General features: G+C 62.8%; 16 protein-coding genes and 1 pseudogene. 10 read left to right on the forward strand and 7 right to left on the reverse strand.

The genetic code is table 11. From position 1 onward, the window contains the following. Positions 1 to 11 precede the first annotated feature (11 nt). The 6 genes from hslU to H7995_RS08780 form a co-directional block, all read right to left on the reverse strand. A complete protein-coding gene (gene hslU / locus H7995_RS08755) occupies positions 12 to 1,349 on the reverse strand; it encodes an ATP-dependent protease ATPase subunit HslU (RefSeq protein ID WP_166592182.1) in 1,338 nt (445 codons plus the stop codon). Between the two features lie 53 nt (positions 1,350 to 1,402). Further along, the gene (gene hslV, locus H7995_RS08760) at positions 1,403 to 1,933 is read right to left on the reverse strand and encodes an ATP-dependent protease subunit HslV (RefSeq protein WP_093425160.1); all 531 of its coding nucleotides are present in this window, start codon (positions 1,931 to 1,933) and stop codon (positions 1,403 to 1,405) included. 247 nt (positions 1,934 to 2,180) lie between these two features. Continuing rightward, positions 2,181 to 2,879, reverse strand: a complete 699-nt coding sequence (locus H7995_RS08765; protein WP_166592071.1) for an SPOR domain-containing protein — start codon at positions 2,877 to 2,879, stop codon at positions 2,181 to 2,183. 1 nt (position 2,880) lies between these two features. Then, positions 2,881 to 4,617, reverse strand: coding sequence for an arginine--tRNA ligase (gene argS / locus H7995_RS08770; RefSeq protein WP_182343162.1), 1,737 nt, complete (start codon positions 4,615 to 4,617; stop codon positions 2,881 to 2,883). 11 nt (positions 4,618 to 4,628) lie between these two features. After that, a complete protein-coding gene (locus H7995_RS08775) occupies positions 4,629 to 4,838 on the reverse strand; it encodes a hypothetical protein (protein WP_185818248.1) in 210 nt (69 codons plus the stop codon). Next, entirely contained in the window at positions 4,813 to 7,032 is a 2,220-nt protein-coding gene (locus tag H7995_RS08780; protein ID WP_182343164.1) for a primosomal protein N', read from the reverse strand. Before H7995_RS08780 ends, H7995_RS08775 begins: the two co-directional genes overlap by 26 nt. A gap of 169 nt (positions 7,033 to 7,201) precedes the next feature. Here H7995_RS08780 and rpmE point away from each other — a divergent pair, with 169 nt between their 5' ends. Beyond that, positions 7,202 to 7,420 (forward strand): 50S ribosomal protein L31, encoded by a 219-nt coding sequence (gene rpmE / locus H7995_RS08785; RefSeq protein ID WP_095167258.1) that lies wholly within the window; start codon positions 7,202 to 7,204, stop codon positions 7,418 to 7,420. 332 nt (positions 7,421 to 7,752) lie between these two features. Next, positions 7,753 to 9,021, forward strand: a complete 1,269-nt coding sequence (locus H7995_RS08790) for a malic enzyme-like NAD(P)-binding protein (RefSeq protein ID WP_159993264.1) — start codon at positions 7,753 to 7,755, stop codon at positions 9,019 to 9,021. Between the two features lie 194 nt (positions 9,022 to 9,215). Here H7995_RS08790 and H7995_RS08795 read toward each other — a convergent pair whose 3' ends face one another. After that, a complete protein-coding gene (locus H7995_RS08795; RefSeq protein WP_409258943.1) occupies positions 9,216 to 11,654 on the reverse strand; it encodes a penicillin-binding protein 1A in 2,439 nt (812 codons plus the stop codon). Positions 11,655 to 11,871: 217 nt separating this feature from the next. Between H7995_RS08795 and pilM the strand changes: the two genes are divergently transcribed. From pilM to H7995_RS08835, 8 genes and pseudogenes are all read left to right on the forward strand, one after another. Continuing rightward, positions 11,872 to 12,915, forward strand: coding sequence for a type IV pilus assembly protein PilM (pilM, locus tag H7995_RS08800; RefSeq protein ID WP_185818244.1), 1,044 nt, complete (start codon positions 11,872 to 11,874; stop codon positions 12,913 to 12,915). Next, entirely contained in the window at positions 12,915 to 13,472 is a 558-nt protein-coding gene (locus H7995_RS08805) for a PilN domain-containing protein (RefSeq protein ID WP_166592076.1), read from the forward strand. The genes pilM and H7995_RS08805 overlap by 1 nt, the downstream gene beginning before the upstream one ends. Further along, positions 13,469 to 14,074: a type IV pilus inner membrane component PilO gene (locus H7995_RS08810; RefSeq protein ID WP_166592077.1), complete on the forward strand. Its 606-nt coding sequence runs from the start codon at positions 13,469 to 13,471 to the stop codon at positions 14,072 to 14,074. The genes H7995_RS08805 and H7995_RS08810 overlap by 4 nt, the downstream gene beginning before the upstream one ends. After that, positions 14,071 to 14,598, forward strand: a complete 528-nt coding sequence (locus H7995_RS08815) for a pilus assembly protein PilP (protein WP_232534576.1) — start codon at positions 14,071 to 14,073, stop codon at positions 14,596 to 14,598. The genes H7995_RS08810 and H7995_RS08815 overlap by 4 nt, the downstream gene beginning before the upstream one ends. 139 nt (positions 14,599 to 14,737) lie before the next feature. Next, positions 14,738 to 15,982 (forward strand): annotated as a pseudogene (locus tag H7995_RS08820) (type IV pilus secretin PilQ); the annotation flags it as partial. A gap of 4 nt (positions 15,983 to 15,986) precedes the next feature. After that, positions 15,987 to 16,505, forward strand: coding sequence for a shikimate kinase AroK (aroK, locus tag H7995_RS08825; RefSeq protein ID WP_166592079.1), 519 nt, complete (start codon positions 15,987 to 15,989; stop codon positions 16,503 to 16,505). 147 nt (positions 16,506 to 16,652) lie between these two features. After that, entirely contained in the window at positions 16,653 to 17,753 is a 1,101-nt protein-coding gene (gene aroB, locus H7995_RS08830) for a 3-dehydroquinate synthase (protein WP_166592080.1), read from the forward strand. A gap of 10 nt (positions 17,754 to 17,763) precedes the next feature. Next, complete coding sequence (locus H7995_RS08835; protein WP_185818245.1) at positions 17,764 to 19,356, forward strand: SPOR domain-containing protein; 1,593 nt, start codon at positions 17,764 to 17,766, stop codon at positions 19,354 to 19,356. The last annotated feature ends 53 nt before the right edge of the window (positions 19,357 to 19,409 follow it).

Consider the following 19,409-nt stretch of genomic DNA (forward strand, 5'->3'; position numbering starts at 1 on the left):
GTAGAAGTGACCTACAGGATATAACGGGACAGGTCTTCGTTCTGCGCCAATTCGCCCAGGTGGCTGTTGACGTAGTCGGCGTCGATGCGGATCGGCTGGTCGCTGTGGGCGCTGGCCAGGTCGCCGGCACTGAACGACACCTCTTCGAGCAGGCGCTCGAGCAGGGTGTGCAGGCGACGGGCACCGATGTTCTCGGTCTTCTCGTTGACCTGCCAGGCGATCTCGGCCAGGCGCTTGATGCCGTCCGGCTGGAATTCGATGGCCAGGCCTTCGGTTTTCAGCAGGGCGCAATACTGCTCGGTCAGGGAGGCGTGCGGCTCGCTGAGGATGCGCTCGAAATCTTCCGGCGACAGGGCCTTGAGTTCAACGCGGATCGGCAGGCGGCCTTGCAGTTCAGGCACCAGGTCGCTCGGCTTGCTCAGGTGGAACGCACCGGAGGCGATGAACAGGATGTGGTCGGTCTTGACCATGCCCAGTTTGGTGTTGACGGTGCAGCCCTCGATCAGCGGCAGCAGGTCGCGCTGCACACCTTCGCGGGACACGTCGACGCCACCGGCATTGCCGCGTTTGGCGACTTTGTCGATTTCGTCGATGAACACGATGCCGTGCTGCTCGACCGCTTCCAGGGCCTTGGCCTTGAGTTCCTCGTCATTGACCAGGCGGCCGGCTTCTTCGTCGCGGACCAGCTTGAGCGCTTCCTTGACCTTGAGCTTGCGGTTCTTGCGCTTGCCCTTGCCCATGTTGGCGAACAGGCTCTGTAGCTGGTTGGTCATTTCTTCCATGCCCGGTGGCGCGGAGATATCGACGCCCGAGGCTTCGGCAACTTCGATTTCGATCTCTTTGTCATCCAGCTGGCCTTCGCGCAGGCGCTTGCGGAACAGCTGGCGGGTGTTGGAGTCCTGGGCCGGGGCTTCTTCGCTGTTGAAGCCGGTGCGCGCCGGTGGCAGCAGGGCATCGAGGATGCGCTCTTCGGCGGCGTCTTCGGCGCGATGGCGGACCTTGATCATTTCCTGTTCGCGCAGCAGCTTGATGGCGGCATCGGCCAGATCACGAATGATCGACTCGACGTCGCGGCCAACGTAGCCGACTTCGGTGAACTTGGTCGCTTCGACCTTGATGAACGGCGCGTTGGCGAGCTTGGCCAGGCGACGGGCGATTTCGGTTTTGCCGACACCGGTCGGGCCGATCATCAGGATGTTCTTGGGGGTGACTTCGACGCGCAGCTCTTCGGGCAGTTGCATCCGGCGCCAGCGGTTACGCAGGGCGATGGCGACGGCGCGCTTGGCGTCGTCCTGGCCGATGATGTGGCGATTGAGTTCGTGGACGATTTCACGGGGAGTCATGGACATAATAATTGGCGGACCTCAGGCAAGAGTGAGCGGTGGCGCGCAGCCACGCACGCTTACTCGGCGCAGTCCTGCTCCTCAATGGTCTGGGTGTGGTTGGTGAAGACACAGATGTCGCCGGCGATGCCGAGGGCTGTTTCGACGATTTCCCGGGCCGACAGGTCGGTTTTTTTCAGCAGGGCGCTGGCGGCCGCCTGGGCATAACCTCCGCCGGAACCCATGGCGATCAGGCCGTTCTCGGGTTCAACCACATCGCCGTTGCCGGTGATGATCAGCGAGGCGTCTTTGTTGGCCACCGCCAGCATTGCTTCGAGGCGGCTCAGGGAGCGGTCGGTACGCCATTCTTTGGCGAGCTCGACGGCGGCACGGACCAGGTGGCCCTGGTGTTTTTCCAGTTGGCCTTCAAAACGCTCGAACAGGGTAAAGGCGTCGGCGGTGGCGCCAGCGAAACCGGCGATGACCTGGCCGTGGTACAGGCGACGAACTTTTTTCGCGTTGCCTTTCATCACGGTGTTGCCCAGGGAAACCTGGCCGTCGCCGCCCATGACGACTTTGCCGTGGCGGCGAACTGAAACGATGGTGGTCAAGGGAAGAGTCTCCACGCAGCGGGGCGAAAATGCCTTATGCAAACTCATATGGGGGTGCTGTGGCGTTTTTCAACTGCGGGGTGTGGCGGGGGACGGGCGGTGGTGGGTGGCAGATCATCCGTGTGGGGGCGAGCCTGCTTGCGAAAGCGTTGTATCAGTCGCCATCAATGTTGACTGAATCCAGGCCTTCGCGAGCAGGCGCAGCGCCGCCCGACGCGCTCCCGCAGGAGGGGAGTTGATCGTTCTGTCAGCGGCTCTGGCGTTGTTGTAACAACAGGTTGCTGAAGCCGCTGCCCGCCAGTTGTTTCTGGGCGGTGGTCAGTTGTTCGCGGTTGCTGAACGGGCCGACCAGCACGCGATACCAGGTTTCGTCCTTGACCGTGCCGGACTCGACCGAAACCGCCTGGCCGAGCAGGATGATCTGCGCACGGACCTTGTCGGCGTCGGCCTCCTTGCGGAACGAGCCGGCCTGCAGGAAGAACTTGGTCACCGGGGCCGCCTTGGCCACCGGAGGCGCCGGCGGCGGGGTCAGGCCGCTCAGGGCGGCCTGGGCGCGCGCGGTGTCGATCTTCGCCGCTTCTGCCGGCGTGACCGGTGCCACAGGCGCGGTCTGCGGTGTTGGCAGGGTTTTTTCAGGCACGGCATCCGGCGGCACAATCACTTCCGATTCCGGCAGCAAGGTGTAGAAGTCGTACTTCGGCTTCACCGGTTGCTGTGGGCTCGGCGGGGTCTTGTTGGCCTCGGCCATGCGCGTGGCTTTCTGTTCTTCCTGCTTGACCCGCTTGACGTCATCGCCCTTGCCCGGCTCCAGCTTCATCAGGAACACGATGAAGGCGCCCACGGTCAGGCCGATGGCCATCCATAGCCAACCCGGAATCGGCTGTTTTGCAGGAGCTTGGTAACGGCTGGCGCCACGCTTGGGTGCAGGTTTTTTCTTGGCAGCCAACTTACATACGCTCCAGAGTTTCCAGGCCCAAGAGTTCCAGGCCTTGCTTGAGGGTGCGACCGGTCAGCGCGGCGAGGCGCAAGCGGCTCTGCATCTGTGCCGGGGTTTCGGCGCTGAGGATCGGGCAGTTCTCGTAGAAGCTGGAGAACAGTCCGGCAACGTCGTACAGGTAAGTGCACAGGATATGCGGGGTGCCTTTCTCGGCCACGTTGTTCAGCACTTCGCCGAACTGTGCCAGCTTGGCCGCCAGTTCCTGTTCGTGCGCGGCCTCGAGAACGATCTGCCCTTCGACTTCGCTGAAGTCCTTGCCCAGTTTGCGGAACACGCCAGCCACGCGGGTGTAGGCGTACAGCAGGTAGGGGGCGGTGTTGCCTTCGAAATTGAGCATCAGGTCGAAGTTGAAGCTGTAGTCGCTGGTGCGGTGCTTGGACAGGTCAGCGTATTTCACCGCGCCGATGCCCACCACCTTGGCGATGTTGCGCAGGTCGGCTTCGGCCAGCTCGGGGTTCTTTTCCTTGACCAGGGTGTAGGCGCGCTCCTTGGCTTCGTTGAGCAGGTCGATCAGCTTCACGGTGCCGCCATCACGGGTCTTGAACGGACGGCCGTCAGCGCCGTTCATGGTGCCGAAGCCCATGTGTTCCATTTCCATCGGGTGGGTCACGAAGCCGGCCATGCGCGCCACGGCGAATACCTGCTGGAAGTGCAGTGCCTGGCGCTGGTCGACGAAGTACAGGGCGCGGTCGGCCTTGAGCACGCCGCTGCGGTAGCGCACGGCAGCCAGGTCAGTGGTGGCGTACAGGTAGCCGCCATCGGCCTTGACGATGATCACCGGCAGCGGGTCGCCGTCGGCATTCTTGAATTCGTCGAGGAACACGCACTGGGCGCCGTTGCTCTCGACCAGCATGCCCTTGGCCTTGAGGTCGTTGACCACATTGATCAGGTCGTCGTTGTAGGCACTTTCGCCCATGACGTCGGCCATGGTCAGCTTGACGTTCAGTTGTTCGTAGATTTTCTGGCAGTGCGACAGCGAGATGTCCTTGAACTTGGTCCACAGGGCCAGGCATTCCGGGTCGCCGGCTTGCAGCTTGACCACCAGGCCACGGGCGCGGTCGGCGAACTCTTCGGACTCGTCGAAACGCTGCTTGGCGGCGCGGTAGAAGTTCTCCAGGTCCGACAGTTCGTCGCTGGTGATCGGGTTTTCCTGCAGGTAGGCCATCAGCATGCCGAACTGGGTGCCCCAGTCACCTACGTGGTTCTGGCGGATCACGGTGTCGCCGAGGAACTCCAGTACGCGGGCCACGCCGTCGCCAATGATGGTCGAGCGCAAGTGGCCGACGTGCATCTCTTTGGCCAGGTTCGGGGCCGACAGGTCAACCACGGTGCGCTGCACGGGACCGGCCTTGCGCACGCCGACCTTGGCGTCGGCCAGGGCTGCGTCCAGGCGCGATGCCAGGGCCTGGGTGTTCTGGAAGAAATTGAGGAAACCCGGGCCGGCGATTTCTGCCTTGGTGACGTTTTCGTCGGCCGGCAGGGCGGCGATGATTTTTTCCGCCAGGTCGCGGGGCTTCATGCCGGCAGGCTTGGCCAGCATCATGGCGATGTTGCTGGCGAAGTCACCGTGGGTCTTGTCACGGGAGTTCTCCACCTGAATCGCCGGCGTCAGGCCTTCAGGCAACACACCGTCGGTAACGAGTTGGGTGAGGGCTTGCTGGATCAACTGGCGAATGGTGTCTTTCATGGTCTTCTCTTTCAACCGCAAAGCGGCGGCGCGTCAATGCGCAGGTGGAAAAACTGGGCATTATCCGTTGCGAAGTCGGGCTTGCCAACCTTAGCAGGCCGGTTACGGACATGTGGTGACAATTCGGCTGCCTTCGCGAACAGGGCAACAGAGAGCCGTGTAAGAGCGAGCCTGCTCGCGATGGCGTCCTGGCGGTCAATACAAATCGACAGGATCGACATCCAGTGACCAGCGCACCGCGCGTGCACTGGGCATTTGCTCCAGCACCAGCAGCCAGCTGCTCAACAGGCGATGCAGGGGCGCCCGGGCCGTGGCTTGCAGCAGCAGTTGCGCGCGATAGCGCCCGGCGCGGCGCTCCATCGGCGCGGGCACCGGGCCCAGCAGTTCGATGCCACTGAGGTTCTGCTCGGTTAGCAAGCGCTCCGCCTCGCTGCAGGCCTCGTCGAGGAAACCTTCGGCCTGCCCGGGCTTGTGCGCTTCGGCGCGCAGCAATGCCAGGTGGGCAAAAGGTGGCAGCCCAGCAGCGCGGCGTTCGCTCAGGGCCTGTTCGGCAAAGGCGAAGTAGCCCTGTTCGGTCAGTTGCACCAGCAGCGGGTGGTCCGCCAGGTGGGTCTGGATGATCACTTTGCCTGGCTCTTCGGCCCGCCCGGCGCGTCCCGCGACCTGGACTATCAACTGGGCCATGCGCTCGCTGGCGCGGAAGTCGCCGGAAAACAGGCCACCGTCGGCATCGAGAATCGACACCAGGGTGACGCGGGGAAAGTGGTGTCCCTTGGCGAGCATCTGGGTGCCCACCAGAATGCACGGCTGGCCTTTCTGGATGGTGGCGAACAGCTGGTTCATTGCGTCCTTGCGCGACGTACTGTCGCGGTCGACCCGCAGCACCGGGTAGTCCGGGAACAGGATGCCCAGGCGTTCCTCTGCGCGTTCGGTGCCAGCACCCACCGGGCGTAAATCGACTTTGCCGCACTTGGGGCAATGCCGCGGGACGCGTTCGACATAACCGCAATGGTGACAACGCAGCTCGCCGGAGCGTTGGTGCACGGTCATCCGCGCATCGCAGCGCTGGCATTCGGACATCCAGCCACAATCGTGGCACAGCAGGGTCGGGGCAAAACCGCGGCGATTGAGAAAGACCAGCACTTGCTGGCCGGCGGCGAGGGTCTGGCCAATGGCTTGCTGCATCGGTCCTGAAATGCCGCTGTCCAGTGGTCGGCTTTTCACATCCAGGCGCAGGAAACGCGGCTGCTTTGCGCCGCCAGCGCGTTCGTTCAAGCGCAGCAGGCCGTAACGACCGGTGTAGGCGTTGTGCAGGCTTTCCAGGGACGGCGTCGCGGAGCCGAGGACGATCGGGATGTTTTCCTGGCGGGCCCGCACCAGTGCCAGGTCGCGGGCGTGGTAGCGCAAGCCTTCCTGCTGTTTATAGGAGCTGTCGTGCTCCTCGTCGATGATGATCAGGCCAGGGTTCTTCATAGGCGTGAACAGCGCCGAGCGAGTGCCGATGATGATGTCGGCATCGCCGTCGCGGGCCGCCAGCCAGGCCTCCAGGCGCTCGCGGTCGTTGACGGCCGAGTGCACCAGGGCGATCCGTGCGTTAAATCGTTGCTCGAAGCGCGCCAGGGTCTGCGGCCCGAGGTTGATCTCCGGGATCAGCACCAGCGCCTGTTTACCGGCCTCCAGGGTTTTGCGGATCAATTGCAAATACACTTCGGTCTTGCCGCTGCCAGTCACGCCGGCCAGGAGGAAGGCATGGAAACTGTCCAGGCCGGCGCTGATGGCTTCGTAGGCGGCGCGCTGCTCCGGATTCAAGGGCAGTTCCGGCTGGGCCAGCCAGTGTTCGTGACGCTCGCCGGGGGCGTGCTTGCGGATTTCCACCTGCACCAGTTCCTTGGCCAGCAGCAGGTCGAGGCTGTCCTTGCTCAGCATCAGCTTGCTCAGCAACTGATGGGCCACGCCGTGGGGATGCTGGGCCAGGGTCGCCAGGGCCTCGCGCTGGCGCGGGGCGCGGGCGATGCGCGGGTCGTCGAGCCTGGCCCCGGGGCTGATCGACCAGAAACGCTCCTGGCGCGCCTCGGCCAGTTCGCCCTGGCGCAGCAGGACCGGCAAGGCCCAGCTCAAGGTGTCGCCGAGGCTGTGCTGGTAGTACTGGGAGGTCCACAGGCACAGCTTGAACAGTGATGCCGGCAGCGGTGGCGTGGCATCGAGCAGCGCCAGGGCTGGCTTGAGCTTTTCTGCCGGGACTTCGCTGTGGTCGGTGACTTCGACCAGGATGCCGATCATCTCGCGACGGCCGAACGGTACCCGCAGGCGCATCCCCGGGTGCAACTGCGCCCGCAGCACGCCCGCCGGGGCGCGGTAGTCGAACAGGCGGCGCAAGGGCGAAGGCAGGGCGAGGCGCAGGATGGCGTCGGGCACGCGGGGGATTCTCTATAGGGCGGGCGGTGAAGAAGGGCCGGAGCCTAGCAGACGGTCGGCATCAGGGACAGCTTGCGTGATTTGGAAGGTCTGGTAGAATCCGCGGCCTAATTACGTGCGGTATTCAACAATGGTGTTGAGTGGCGGCACGCTAGCCTGAGGAATCACCATGAAAGCCGATATCCATCCAACATACGAAATCACCGCAGTTACCTGCAGCTGTGGCAACAAGTTCGAAACTCGTTCGAACCTGGCCAAGCCTCTGGCGATCGACGTATGCAACGAGTGCCACCCGTTCTACACCGGTAAGCAGAAGACTCTGGATACTGGCGGCCGTGTACAGCGCTTCGCAGATCGCTTCGGTGCTTTCGGCGCGAAAAAGGCCTAAGGCCAATCAGCCTGGAAAGCCATCGCGGCTTTTGCAGATTGATGAAAAAGGCGTCCCTGGTGGGCGCCTTTTTTTATGCCCGGAATTTGTCGCGGGGCCTGAAGGGCGTCTGTCGGGGTGCTGCCCAGGCACTCGCGGGAAGATTTGTATAAATAATTGTAGACATTTTTTATATCGATTGTAGACAGTTGAGCCCTTGTGTTCCGTGGCTCTTGGGCCAAAGTCGTAGGGCGGGGCGCTTGACAGGGGTGACTGGTCAGTCTTGTGGGGACTTTGCCAGGCGCGTATCCTCGCTGACCAGTCTGTCCAACAGTAAAAAGCGGAATGCCCACATGTCTGATCTGAAAACTGCCGCTCTCGAATATCATGCCCATCCTCGTCCAGGGAAGCTGAGTGTCGAGCTCACCAAGGCCACCGCTACCGCTCGCGACCTGTCGCTGGCCTACAGCCCCGGCGTAGCCGAACCAGTTCGCGAAATCGCCCGCGATCCTGAGCTGGCCTACAAGTACACCGGTAAAGGCAACCTGGTTGCAGTGATTTCCGATGGCACCGCGATTCTCGGCCTGGGTAACCTCGGCCCATTGGCTTCCAAGCCTGTCATGGAAGGCAAGGGTGTACTGTTCAAGCGTTTCGCTGGTATCGACGTGTTCGACATCGAAGTCGACTCCGAGAGCCCGCAAGCCTTCATCGACACCGTCAAGCGCATCTCCATCACCTTCGGTGGCATCAACCTGGAAGACATCAAGGCCCCTGAGTGCTTTGAGATCGAACGTGCTCTGATCGAGCAGTGCGACATTCCGGTGTTCCACGATGACCAGCACGGCACCGCGATCGTGACCGCGGCCGGCATGATCAATGCCCTGGAAATCGCTGGCAAGACCCTTGCCGATGCCAAGATCGTTTGCCTGGGTGCAGGCGCTGCGGCCATCTCCTGCATGAAATTGCTGGTGAGCATGGGCGCCAACATCGAAAACATCTACATGGTTGACCGTACCGGCGTGATCCACTCCGGCCGTGACGACCTGAACCAGTACAAGGCTGTCTTCGCTCACGCGACCGACAAGCGCACCCTGGCAGACGCCCTGCAAGGCGCAGACGTGTTCGTTGGCCTGTCCGGTCCGAACCTGCTGAGCGCTGAAGGCCTGAAGTCCATGGCGGCCAACCCGATCGTGTTCGCCTGCTCCAACCCTGATCCAGAGATCGCCCCGGAACTGGCGCACGCCACCCGTGACGACGTGATCATGGCCACTGGTCGTTCGGACTACCCGAACCAGGTCAACAACGTACTGGGCTTCCCGTTCATCTTCCGTGGTGCCCTGGACGTTCGCGCCAAGCGCATCAACGAAGAAATGAAAGTGGCTGCGGCCAACGCCCTGCGTGAACTGGCCAAGCTGCCTGTGCCTCAGGAAGTGTGCGACGCCTACGGCGGTATCAAGCTGGAATTCGGTCGTGAGTACATCATCCCGAAACCAATGGATGCCCGCCTGATCACCGTGATCTCCGATGCCGTGGCCAAGGCCGCCATCGAGACCGGCGTAGCGACCCTGCCGTATCCGAAGAACTACCCGCTCAAGAGCGTGGATGATGTGTTCAACGGCTAAGCCCGTTTAGCGCTTCAACAAAAAAGCCCCGGCTCCTGCGAGTCGGGGCTTTTTTCGTTGTGGGGGCGGGCTTCTCGGGAGCGCCGCAGCGCAGAGTCCCTCGAGTCCTGCGCCAGTGCTGGCGCGCGGTAGGAGTCGGCGCAAAAAAAGCCCCGCGCTTGTGTCCAGGGCGGGGCTTTTTCAGGGGGGTGGCATCAGAACAGATCGATCGGCGCCACTTCGTCTGCCGGCAGCGGGCTGCCCGGCGCGCTGCCGTTGCCCAGCTCGCTGCCGGTCGGCGGCGTGTCTTCGGCCTTGAACAGCTCGAAGTAGGCGCCTGGTGTGCCTGGGGAGGCGGCGCGACCGCTGACCGGGTCTACCCGCAGGCTGAGGATGCCCTCAGGCTCTGGTTGGGTGTGCGGCGGCTTGTCCTTGAGAGCGGCGCCCATGAAGCTCATCCAGATCGGCAGCGCGACAGTACCGCCGAACTCGCGACGGCCGAGGCTTTCCGGTTGGTCGAAGCCGGTCCAGACGGTGGTCACGTAGTCGGCGTTGTAGCCGGAGAACCAGGCGTCCTTGGACTCGTTGGTGGTCCCGGTCTTGCCGGCGAGGTCGCTGCGGCCCAGCGCCAGCGCACGACGCCCGGTGCCGCGCTTGATCACGTCTTCCAGCATGCTGTTGAGGATGTAGGTGGTGCGCGGGTCGACGATGCGTTCCGCGATCGCCGGTGCCTGCTCGGGTGCTGGCGCGGTCGGCGCTTCGCCTGGCACGGCGTTGACGGTAAAGCTCTCACCGGTGGGCGCGGCGATGCCATTGCTGGCGACGTCGCCCTTGGGCACGCTCGGCGGGTTGGCGACGAACAGCGTGTCGCCATTACGGCTTTCGATCTTCTCGATGATGTACGGGGTGATCTTGTAGCCGCCGTTGGCGAACGTGCTCCAGCCGGTGGCGATCTCCATTGGCGTCAGGGTCGCGGTGCCCAGCGCCAGCGACAGGTTCGGCGGCAGATCCTGCTTGTTGAAGCCGAAGCGGCTGATGTAGTCGATGGTCTTGCTGACGCCCATCGCTTGCAGCAGGCGGATCGAGACCAGGTTACGCGACTTGTACAGGGCTTCGCGCATGCGGATCGGGCCGAGGAAGGTATTGGTGTCGTTCTTCGGACGCCAGACCTTGTCCAGGTACTCATCGACGAACACGATCGGCGCATCGTTGACCAAAGTCGCTGCGGTGTAGCCGCTATCCAGCGCGGCACTGTAGACGAACGGCTTGAAGCTCGAGCCCGGCTGGCGCTTGGCCTGCATGGCGCGGTTGTAGTTGCTCTGCTCGAAGGCGAAGCCGCCGACCAGGGCGCGGATCGCGCCGTTTTGCGGGTCCAGCGACACCAGTGCGCCCTGGGCGACCGGAATCTGTTTGAAGTGCAGGCTGTTGTCGGGCTGGCGCTGGACGCGGATCAGGTCGCCGACCTGGGCCACATCGGACGGCTGGCGCGGATTAGGCCCCATGCTGTTGGTGTTGAGGAATGGCCGGGCCCATTTCATGCTGTCCCAGGCCACGTGCTCTGCGCCGGTGCGGGTCAGGACCTGCAGGCCATTCTTGTCGACCTCGGTCACGATGGCCGGCTCAAGGCCGCTGATGGTGCGCTGCTTGGTCAGTTCGCTGGCCCAGGCGTCGGGCGTCTTGCCGGGCAGGCGGGATTCGGGGCCGCGGTAGCCGTGACGCTGGTCGTAGGTGATCAGGCCTTCATGTACAGCCGTGTTGGCCATTTCCTGAAGGTTGCTCGGCACGGTCGTAGTGACGCGGAAGCCTTCGGTGTAGGCGTCGCTGCCATAGCGCCCGACCATTTCGGCGCGGGCCATTTCGGCGATGTAGGGGGCGTTCACTTCCGGAGTCGGCACGTGGTAGCTGGCATTCAACGGCTCATTGACCGCCGCTTGATACGCCGCCTCGTCGATTTTGCCGAGCTTGTACATGCGCCCCAGGATCCAGTCGCGACGTTCCTTGCTGCGCGCCGGGTTGGCCAGCGGGTTGAAGCGCGAAGGGGCCTTGGGCAGGCCGGCAATCATCGCCATCTGCGCCAGGCTGACGTCGCGGATCGACTTGCCGTAATACACCTGTGCCGCCGCCTCGATGCCGTAGGCGCGGTTACCCAGGTAGATCTTGTTGACGTAGAGCTCGAGGATTTCGTCCTTGGTCAACTGGCGCTCGATCTGCAGGGCCAGGAGGATCTCGGTGGTCTTGCGCGAGAAGCTGCGTTCGCTGGTCAGGAAGAAGTTCTTTGCCACCTGCATGGTGATGGTGCTGCCGCCGGACTGGATGTGTCCGCTTTTTACCAACTGGGTGGCGGCACGCATCAGGCTGCTCGGGTCGACGCCGTAGTGGTTGGCGAAGTTGTCGTCTTCAGCACTTAGTAACGCATTGATGAAGTTGGGCGGAATGTCGGCGAAACGTATGGGATTGCGGCGCATTTCGCCGAATTCGGCGATCAATTTGTCGTCGCTGCTGTAGACCCGCAGAGGAATCTGCAACTGGATACTTCGCAGTGCCTCCACCGACGGCAGTCCCGGGCTAAGGTAGAGAAACGCCCCGCTCAGACCCAGCAGCAGTCCGCAGAAAACAGCGACGATGGACCACCCGAAAAATTTCAGCAGACGAATCAAGGCTTTTGGATATCCAGGGCAAAGAATGAATTTGGCGTCAGGGCAGTCAGGGAAAACAAGGAGCGGCCTGCGCTTGGAGAAAGCGGAAAAAAACGCTGGGCATTATAAGCATTTTTCCGCTCAAAGCGCATTTGGCCGCGCTGTCAAGACGCGGCGATTGCCTGCAAGGCCGGCAAAGCACGCGTAACTCACGGAAAGTCATAAGGAATTGACTGTGTCACGACTCTTCAGGAAAAAACCTAGCACACTCTTGGGTATCGATATCGGCGCCACCTCGGTCAGGCTGGTCGAATTGAGCCGCTCAGGCACGTGTTATCGGCTCGAGGCCTACGCAATAGAGGCGTTGCCGGCGAACGCGGTGGTCGAGTCCGCCATTGTCCAGGTGGAGGTCGTGGGGCAGGCATTGGCCCGCGCGTGGCTGAAAGCCGGGACCCGGGTACGCAATGTTGCGGTGGCAGTTTGCGGATCGACGGTCATCACCAAGACCCTGGAAATGCCAGCGGGCATGTCCAGCGATGACCTGGAAATCGAACTAAAGCTGGACGCGGACCAGTACATCCCCTATCCCCTCGGTGACGTGGCCCTGGATTTTCAGATCCAGGGAATCTCGCGGCACAATCCGGGGCAGGTCGAGGTGTTGTTGGCGGCCTGTCGCAAGGACCATGTCGAGCTGCTTGAGGCCGTGTTGGAACTGGCCGGGCTGACGGCGCGGGTGGTGGATGTCCAGGCGCATGCGCTGGCGCGTTGCGTGGATCGGCTGGCAGCGCAACTGGGCGGTGTCCGGGGACTGTCGTTGGTGGCGCTGGTCGAGATTGGCAACGGACTGTCGACAGTCAGCGTGATAGGCGATGGCCAGATCCTGTACGCCCGCGAGCTGCTGCCGGGTGCGCACCCACTGAGCCAGGTCAGTGAGCCGAGCTACGGGGTCGAATTCGAGCCGGCAGGATGGGCGACGCAGCCGGACGGGCAGGACCTGCTTCCCGATGCGCAGGCATTGGCGCACCAGCTATCGCACGCATTGCAGGCGTTTTTCGCCCTGGGCCAGCACAGCGCAGTCGAGCATATCCTGCTGGCCGCAGAGGCCTGTGCGGTGGCCGGGCTGGATCGCCTGCTCGAACAGCACCTGGGCATCCCGACCCGCGTGGCCAACCCTTTTGCCGGCATGACGCTGGGCAGTGCGGTCGATGCTACGGCGCTGGCCCACAACGCGCCCGGGTTGCTGATCGCCTGCGGTCTGGCGTTAAGGAGCTTTGACTGATGGCTGGGATCAATCTTCTGCCATGGCGTGATAGGCAGCGTGCGGCGCGGCACCAACATTTCTTGTGTCTACTGGTCGGGATCGCCGTGGTTGGGACCTGCTTCATCGCGCTGGGCGAGCGTGTTCTTGACCGCGCCACCGAGCAGCAAACCTCGCGCAACGCCTACCTCGCTACCCTGATCGCCAACCTGGATGAGCAGGTCGGCCAGATCAACGATCTGCAAGCCCGGCGCGAGCAGTTGCTGGCGCGGCTGCAGATCATTCAGGGCCTGCAAGGCAATCGATCGGCCAGCGTCAGGCTCTTCGATCAATTGGCCCGCGTGCTGCCCGATGGTGTGTATTTCACCGAGTTGGGGAGGCGCGGCAAAACGCTGTCGATCAGCGGTGTGGCCGAGTCCAATCACCAGGTTTCGCGGCTCCTGCGTCGCCTTGCGGCCGCGGGCGACCTGGCTGTTCCTGTGCTGGAGGAGGTCAAGGCGCAAAGCGCTGGCGACGAAGGCTCGGCCAGTGTTTTCCGCTTGACCGTGGCCCAGGCGCAAGCGGGCGCGCAGGCATGAGGCGGTTGTCTTGGTCGAGTCTCGATAGCCTGGACATGCACAACGTGGCGGCCTGGCCGGTGCTGGGTAAAACCCTGCTGGGCGTGCTGGTGATGGTGGTGGTGCTGGTCCTGGGGTACAGCTTTCACCTGCGTGAACTGCAGGCGCGCCTGGTATTTGCCCGTGCCGGGGAGGCCGAGCTGAAGCAGGTCTTTGTGAGCAAGGCGCATCAGGCAGCCCATTTGCAGGCTCACCTCGAACAGATGAGGGCTATGGAAAGCGACTTCGCCACGCTGTTGCGACAACTGCCCGGCGACAGTGAAGTGCCGGGGTTGCTGGAGGACATCAGTCGCACTGGCTTGGGCAGTGGTCTGGAGTTCGAAGAGATCAAGCTGTTGCCTGAGGTCGATCAGCCGTTCTACATCGAGCTGCCTATCCAGATCCGCGCGACGGGGTCCTACCATGACCTGGCGACGTTCGTCAGCGCTGTCTCGGCCTTGCCGCGCATCGTCACCCTGCACGACTTCAGCATTCGCCCGCTGGATTCGAGCGAGGGGCCGACGCTGCGCATGAATCTTCTGGCAAGAACCTATCGCTCCGCCGACAAGGGGCAGCAACCTTGAGCGCGGCACGTTGCTGGTGCTCGGCGTTGTTGTTGGGTGGCCTGGCTGGCTGTGGCGGCGAGCGCGATTTCAGTGACCTGGACAGCTTCATGGACGACGTGCGCCTTTACTCCCCCAGTCCTCTGGAAACCATGCCGACGTCGGCGTCGTACCCAGTGTTCAGTTACGGCGCGGCGTCGCTGCGCAGTCCGTTCTCGGCGCAGGTTGCGGCGGGCGAAGAGGGGCTGGTGCGGGGCGAACCAAGGGGTGAGCCGGATCGGCAACGACCCCGCCAGTACCTCGAACGCTTCAGCATCGAGCAGTTTGAAATGGTCGGCACCATGGTCAGTGCCTCGGGAGCGTATGCCTTGCTGCGCGGTGCGGGTGCGGTGCATCGGCTCAAGGTGGGTGACTACCTGGGGCGCAACGAGGGTCGGGTGGTGTCCGTCAGCGAGACCCGGGTCGAGGTGGTCGAGTTGGTGCCCGATGGCCAGGGTGCCTGGCTGGAACGACCGCGCAGCCTTTCCTTGAACGCGCACTCCTAGTGGAGCTCTAACCATGTACAGGATTTTTTCGACCCTCGGTGTGGTGCTTTGGATGGCGCTGCTGTCACCGGGGTTGCAGGCCAATTCCAGGGCGCTGGATCTTGTCGCGCCGCCGGGCGATCAGCACACCGAGGGTCTTGCCTATGGCGGTGAAAGGCTGTCGTTGAATTTCCAGGACATCGAAGTGCGTTCGGTACTGCAACTGATCGCCGACTTCACTGGCCTCAACCTGGTGGCCAGCGACTCGGTGCAGGGCAGCATCACGCTGCGCCTGGATAACGTGCCCTGGGACCAGGCGCTGGACCTGGTACTCAAGACCAAGGGCCTGGACCAGCGTCGGGTCGGCAACGTCCTGCTGATCGCCCCGGCACAGGAAATTGCCGCCCGTGAGCGTCAGACGCTGGAGTCGCAGCGGCAACTGGCCGAGCTCGCCCCGCTGCGGCGTGAGCTGTTGCAGGTCAACTACGCCAAGGCCGCTGACATAGCCCGGCTGTTCCAGTCAGTCACCAATGCCCAGGACCGGCCCGACGAGCGAGGCACGCTGACGGTGGATGAGCGGACCAACCACCTCATCGCCTTCCAGACCCAGGATCGACTGGACGAACTGCGTCGGATCGTCACGCAGCTGGATGTGCCGGTACGCCAGGTGATGATCGAGGCGCGGATCGTCGAGGCCAATGTCGATTACGACAAGAGCCTGGGCGTGCGCTGGGGTGGTGCGATGAGGAGGGGCAACTGGAGTGCCTCCGGGGTTGGCGGCAATGAAGCGGCTCTGCTCGGCTCCGGCAGCGCGCCATTCGTCGATATGGGGGCGGTGGGGGCTACCTCGGGACTTGGCATTGCCTTCATTACCGACAACCTGTTGCTCGACCTTGAGCTGTCAGCCATGGAAAAGACCGGCAACGGCGAAGTCGTCTCGCAACCCAAGGTGGTGACTGCCGACAAGGAGACCGCGAAGATCCTCAAGGGCACCGAAATCCCCTATCAGGAGGCCAGTTCCAGCGGCGCCACTTCGGTGTCGTTCAAGGAGGCTTCGTTGTCGCTGGAGGTGACGCCGCAGATCACCCCGGACAACCGCATCATCATGGAGGTCAAGGTCACCAAGGACGAGCCCGATTACTTGAACAAGGTGCAGGATGTGCCGCCGATCAAGAAAAACGAGGTCAATGCCAAGGTGTTGGTGGTCGATGGCGAAACCATCGTGATAGGTGGGGTTTTCTCAAATACTCAAAGCAAGGTTGTAGATAAAGTGCCATTTCTTGGTGATGTGCCGTATCTTGGCCGCCTTTTCCGGCGTGACGTGGTGTCGGAGAAAAAATCCGAGCTGCTGGTATTTCTCACTCCGCGTATCATGAATAACCAGGCGATTGCTGTGAGTCATTGATTCTGTGCGAAATTTGATTCTTGTTGGGCCAATGGGTGCGGGTAAAAGCACCATCGGCCGCTTGTTGGCCAAAGAGCTGCGTCTGCCGTTCAAGGATTCCGATAAGGAAATTGAATTGCGCACCGGCGCCAATATCCCGTGGATCTTCGATAAGGAAGGCGAGCCCGGCTTTCGTGACCGCGAGCAGGCGATGATCGCCGAACTCTGCGAGCTCGATGGCGTGGTGCTGGCGACCGGCGGTGGCGCGGTCATGCGCGAAGCCAATCGTCGGGCACTGCACGCCGGCGGTCGCGTCGTCTATTTGCACGCCTCGGTCGAGCAGCAGGTCGGGCGCACCGCGCGCGACCGCAATCGTCCCTTGCTGCGTACCGCTGATCCGGAAAAAACCCTGCGTGACTTGCTGGCCCTGCGCGACCCGCTGTATCGGGAAATCGCCGACCTGGTGGTGCAAACCGATGAGCGGCCACCGCGGATGGTGGTGCTGGATATTCTGGAACGCTTGCAGCAGCTACCTCCCCGTTAATACGCAGGGCGAAATGCGCTATCCTCGGCGTCGCGCCATGGCGGCCGTCAGGTGTGGCGCATGGCTAGCGCGCCACGTCACACAGGCAGACGTGGCCAGTCGATAACATAAGGCAGGACGCCTGATTCCAACTTACTGTGGGGACACATGCAGACACTTAAGGTTGATCTAGGCGAGCGTAGCTACCCGATCCATATTGGCGAAGGGTTGCTGGATCAGCCCGAGTTGCTGGCGCCGCACATCGCCGGACGGCAGGTGGCAATCATCTCCAACGAGACCGTTGCCCCGCTGTACCTGGAGCGCCTGACTCGCAGCCTGGCCCAGTTCTCGGTAATTTCCGTGGTGCTGCCCGACGGCGAAGCCTTCAAGAACTGGGAAACCCTGCAAAGCATTTTTGACGGCCTGCTGACTGCGCGCCATGACCGCCGCACCACCGTGATCGCCTTGGGCGGCGGAGTGATTGGCGACATGGCCGGGTTCGCTGCCGCCTGTTACCAGCGTGGCGTGGACTTCATCCAGATACCGACCACCCTGTTGTCGCAAGTCGACTCCTCGGTGGGCGGCAAGACCGGTATCAACCATCCGCTGGGCAAGAACATGGTCGGCGCCTTCTATCAGCCCAATGTGGTGCTGATCGATACCGCCACCCTCAATACTCTGCCGGCGCGCGAGCTGTCCGCGGGCCTGGCCGAAGTCATCAAGTACGGCTTGATCTGCGACGAGCCGTTCCTCTCCTGGCTTGAAGAAAACGTTGACCGGCTGCGGGCCCTGGACCAGGAGGCCCTGACCTATGCGATCGCGCGCTCCTGCGCAGCCAAGGCTGCGGTGGTCGGTGCCGACGAGCGAGAGACCGGCGTGCGCGCCACTCTCAACCTGGGGCACACCTTCGGTCACGCCATCGAAACCCACATGGGCTATGGTGTGTGGCTCCATGGTGAGGCAGTCGCTGCTGGCACCGTAATGGCCCTGGAAATGTCCTCGCGCCTGGGCTGGATCACTCCCGAGGAGCGTGACCGTGGCATTGCCCTGTTCCTGCGCGCCGGGTTGCCGGTGGTTCCGCCGCCAGAGATGAGCGAAGCCGATTTTCTCGAGCACATGGCAATCGACAAGAAAGTAATCGACGGGCGCCTGCGCCTGGTGCTGTTGCGCCGCATGGGCGAGGCAGTCGTGACCGACGATTATCCGAAAGAGATTTTACAGGCAACGCTGGGAGCGGATTACCGCGCCCTGGCTCAGCTGAAAGGTTAATAAGATCACAATGACCAGTTTGCATGCCGACGAGGCGTTCCTAGGCCACTACCAGTTGAACCACGACCCTTTTGCTCCGCGGGTGCCTGGCTTCAAGTTTTTCCCTGCCCAGCGCAAGCCGGTGCTGGGGCAACTGCATCACCTGGCCCGCTACAGCCAGTTGTTGCTGGTGGTCACTGGCCCGCTGGGCAGTGGCAAGACCCTGTTGCGTCAGGCGCTCGTGGCCAGCACCAACAAGCAGTCGGTGCAGAGCGTGGTGGTTTCCGCCCGTGGTGCCGGCGACGCGGCGGGTGTGCTGCGTCAGGTCGCCCAGTCCCTGGACGTCGCCCAGGCGGAAGTCGGTGCGATCCTCAAGCAAGTGGTGCAACTGGCGCTGACTGGCCAGGAAGTCTATCTGCTGGTGGATGACGCCGAGCAGCTCGACGAATCGGCGCTTGAGGCCTTGCTGGCCCTGGCTGCTGGCGCCCCGGAAGGCCGTCCGCATGTGTTCCTGTTTGGCGAGCCTTCGCTGATCGCCGGGCTTGAGCAGTTGAGCACCGAGGAAGAGCGCTTCCACGTGATCGAACTGCAGCCCTACGCGGAAGAAGAAACCCGCGAATACCTGGCCCAGCGTCTTGAAGGGGCGGGCCGGGGAATCGAACTTTTTACCGCTAATCAGATCTCTGAGATTCACGAAAGCTCCGACGGCTGGCCTGGAAACATCAACCAGGTTGCCCGCGATGCGATGATCGAAGCCATGATTGCTAGCCGCTCCGCGGTCAAGCGTCCAAGTATGGGGTTCAACATGCCGAAGAAACACGTATTGGCGATATCCGCCGTAGTCTTGGTCGCGGTGGCTGCCGCCTGGTTGCTGCCAGGTCGCAACAAGACACCAACCACCGGGGCACCTGCCAACGAACAGGCGCAACTGCCCCTGGGTCAGGGTGCCAATGGCGGTGCGCCGTCGGTCGAATTCGCTGGCAATACCCAGCCAATGCCCCTGCCGTTGGTCGGCCAGTCGCAGCCGGTGATGCGCGGCCCCTTGGCTGAAGCTGCCGGTGGCATCACGGAAGGCGATGATGGCGTGCCGCTAGAGGGCTCCAGCAGCGTTCCGCCGACCGTGACCACCATTGCCCCGCCAAGCGGCGTTGCAGCCGGTCCTGCGCCTACGCCAGCGGCCAAGCCAGTGCCTGCGCCAACCCAGGTTGCGACCGCCAAGCCTGCCCCGGCCCCGACCCCGGTGGCCAAGCCAGCACCAGCGCCTGTGGCCAAGCCAGCGCCGGTGACCAAACCGGTGGAGAAACCAGCCACTGTCGCCAAGGCGGCACCGGCAGCCGGTGGCAGCTGGTACGCCGGTCAGAAGCCGGGTAACTACGTGGTGCAAATCCTCGGCACCAGCTCGGAAGCCGCGGCCCAGAGCTTCGTCAAGGAGCAGGGCGGCGAGTACCGTTATTTCAAGAAAGTCCTCAACGGCAAGCCGCTTTACGTCATCACCTACGGTAACTTCGCCAACCGCGATGCCGCCGTATCCGCCATCAAGGCCTTGCCAGCGAAGGTTCAGGCTGGTAAACCTTGGCCTCGCTCTGTCGCCAGCGTCCAACAAGAACTGGCAACAGCTCGCTGAAGATTCGGCGGCCTTACCCAGGCCGCCTCTCCCGGCACCTCAAAATTTCTGCA

The organism is Pseudomonas kielensis, from assembly GCF_014236655.1.
GTDB lineage: Bacteria > Pseudomonadota > Gammaproteobacteria > Pseudomonadales > Pseudomonadaceae > Aquipseudomonas > Aquipseudomonas kielensis.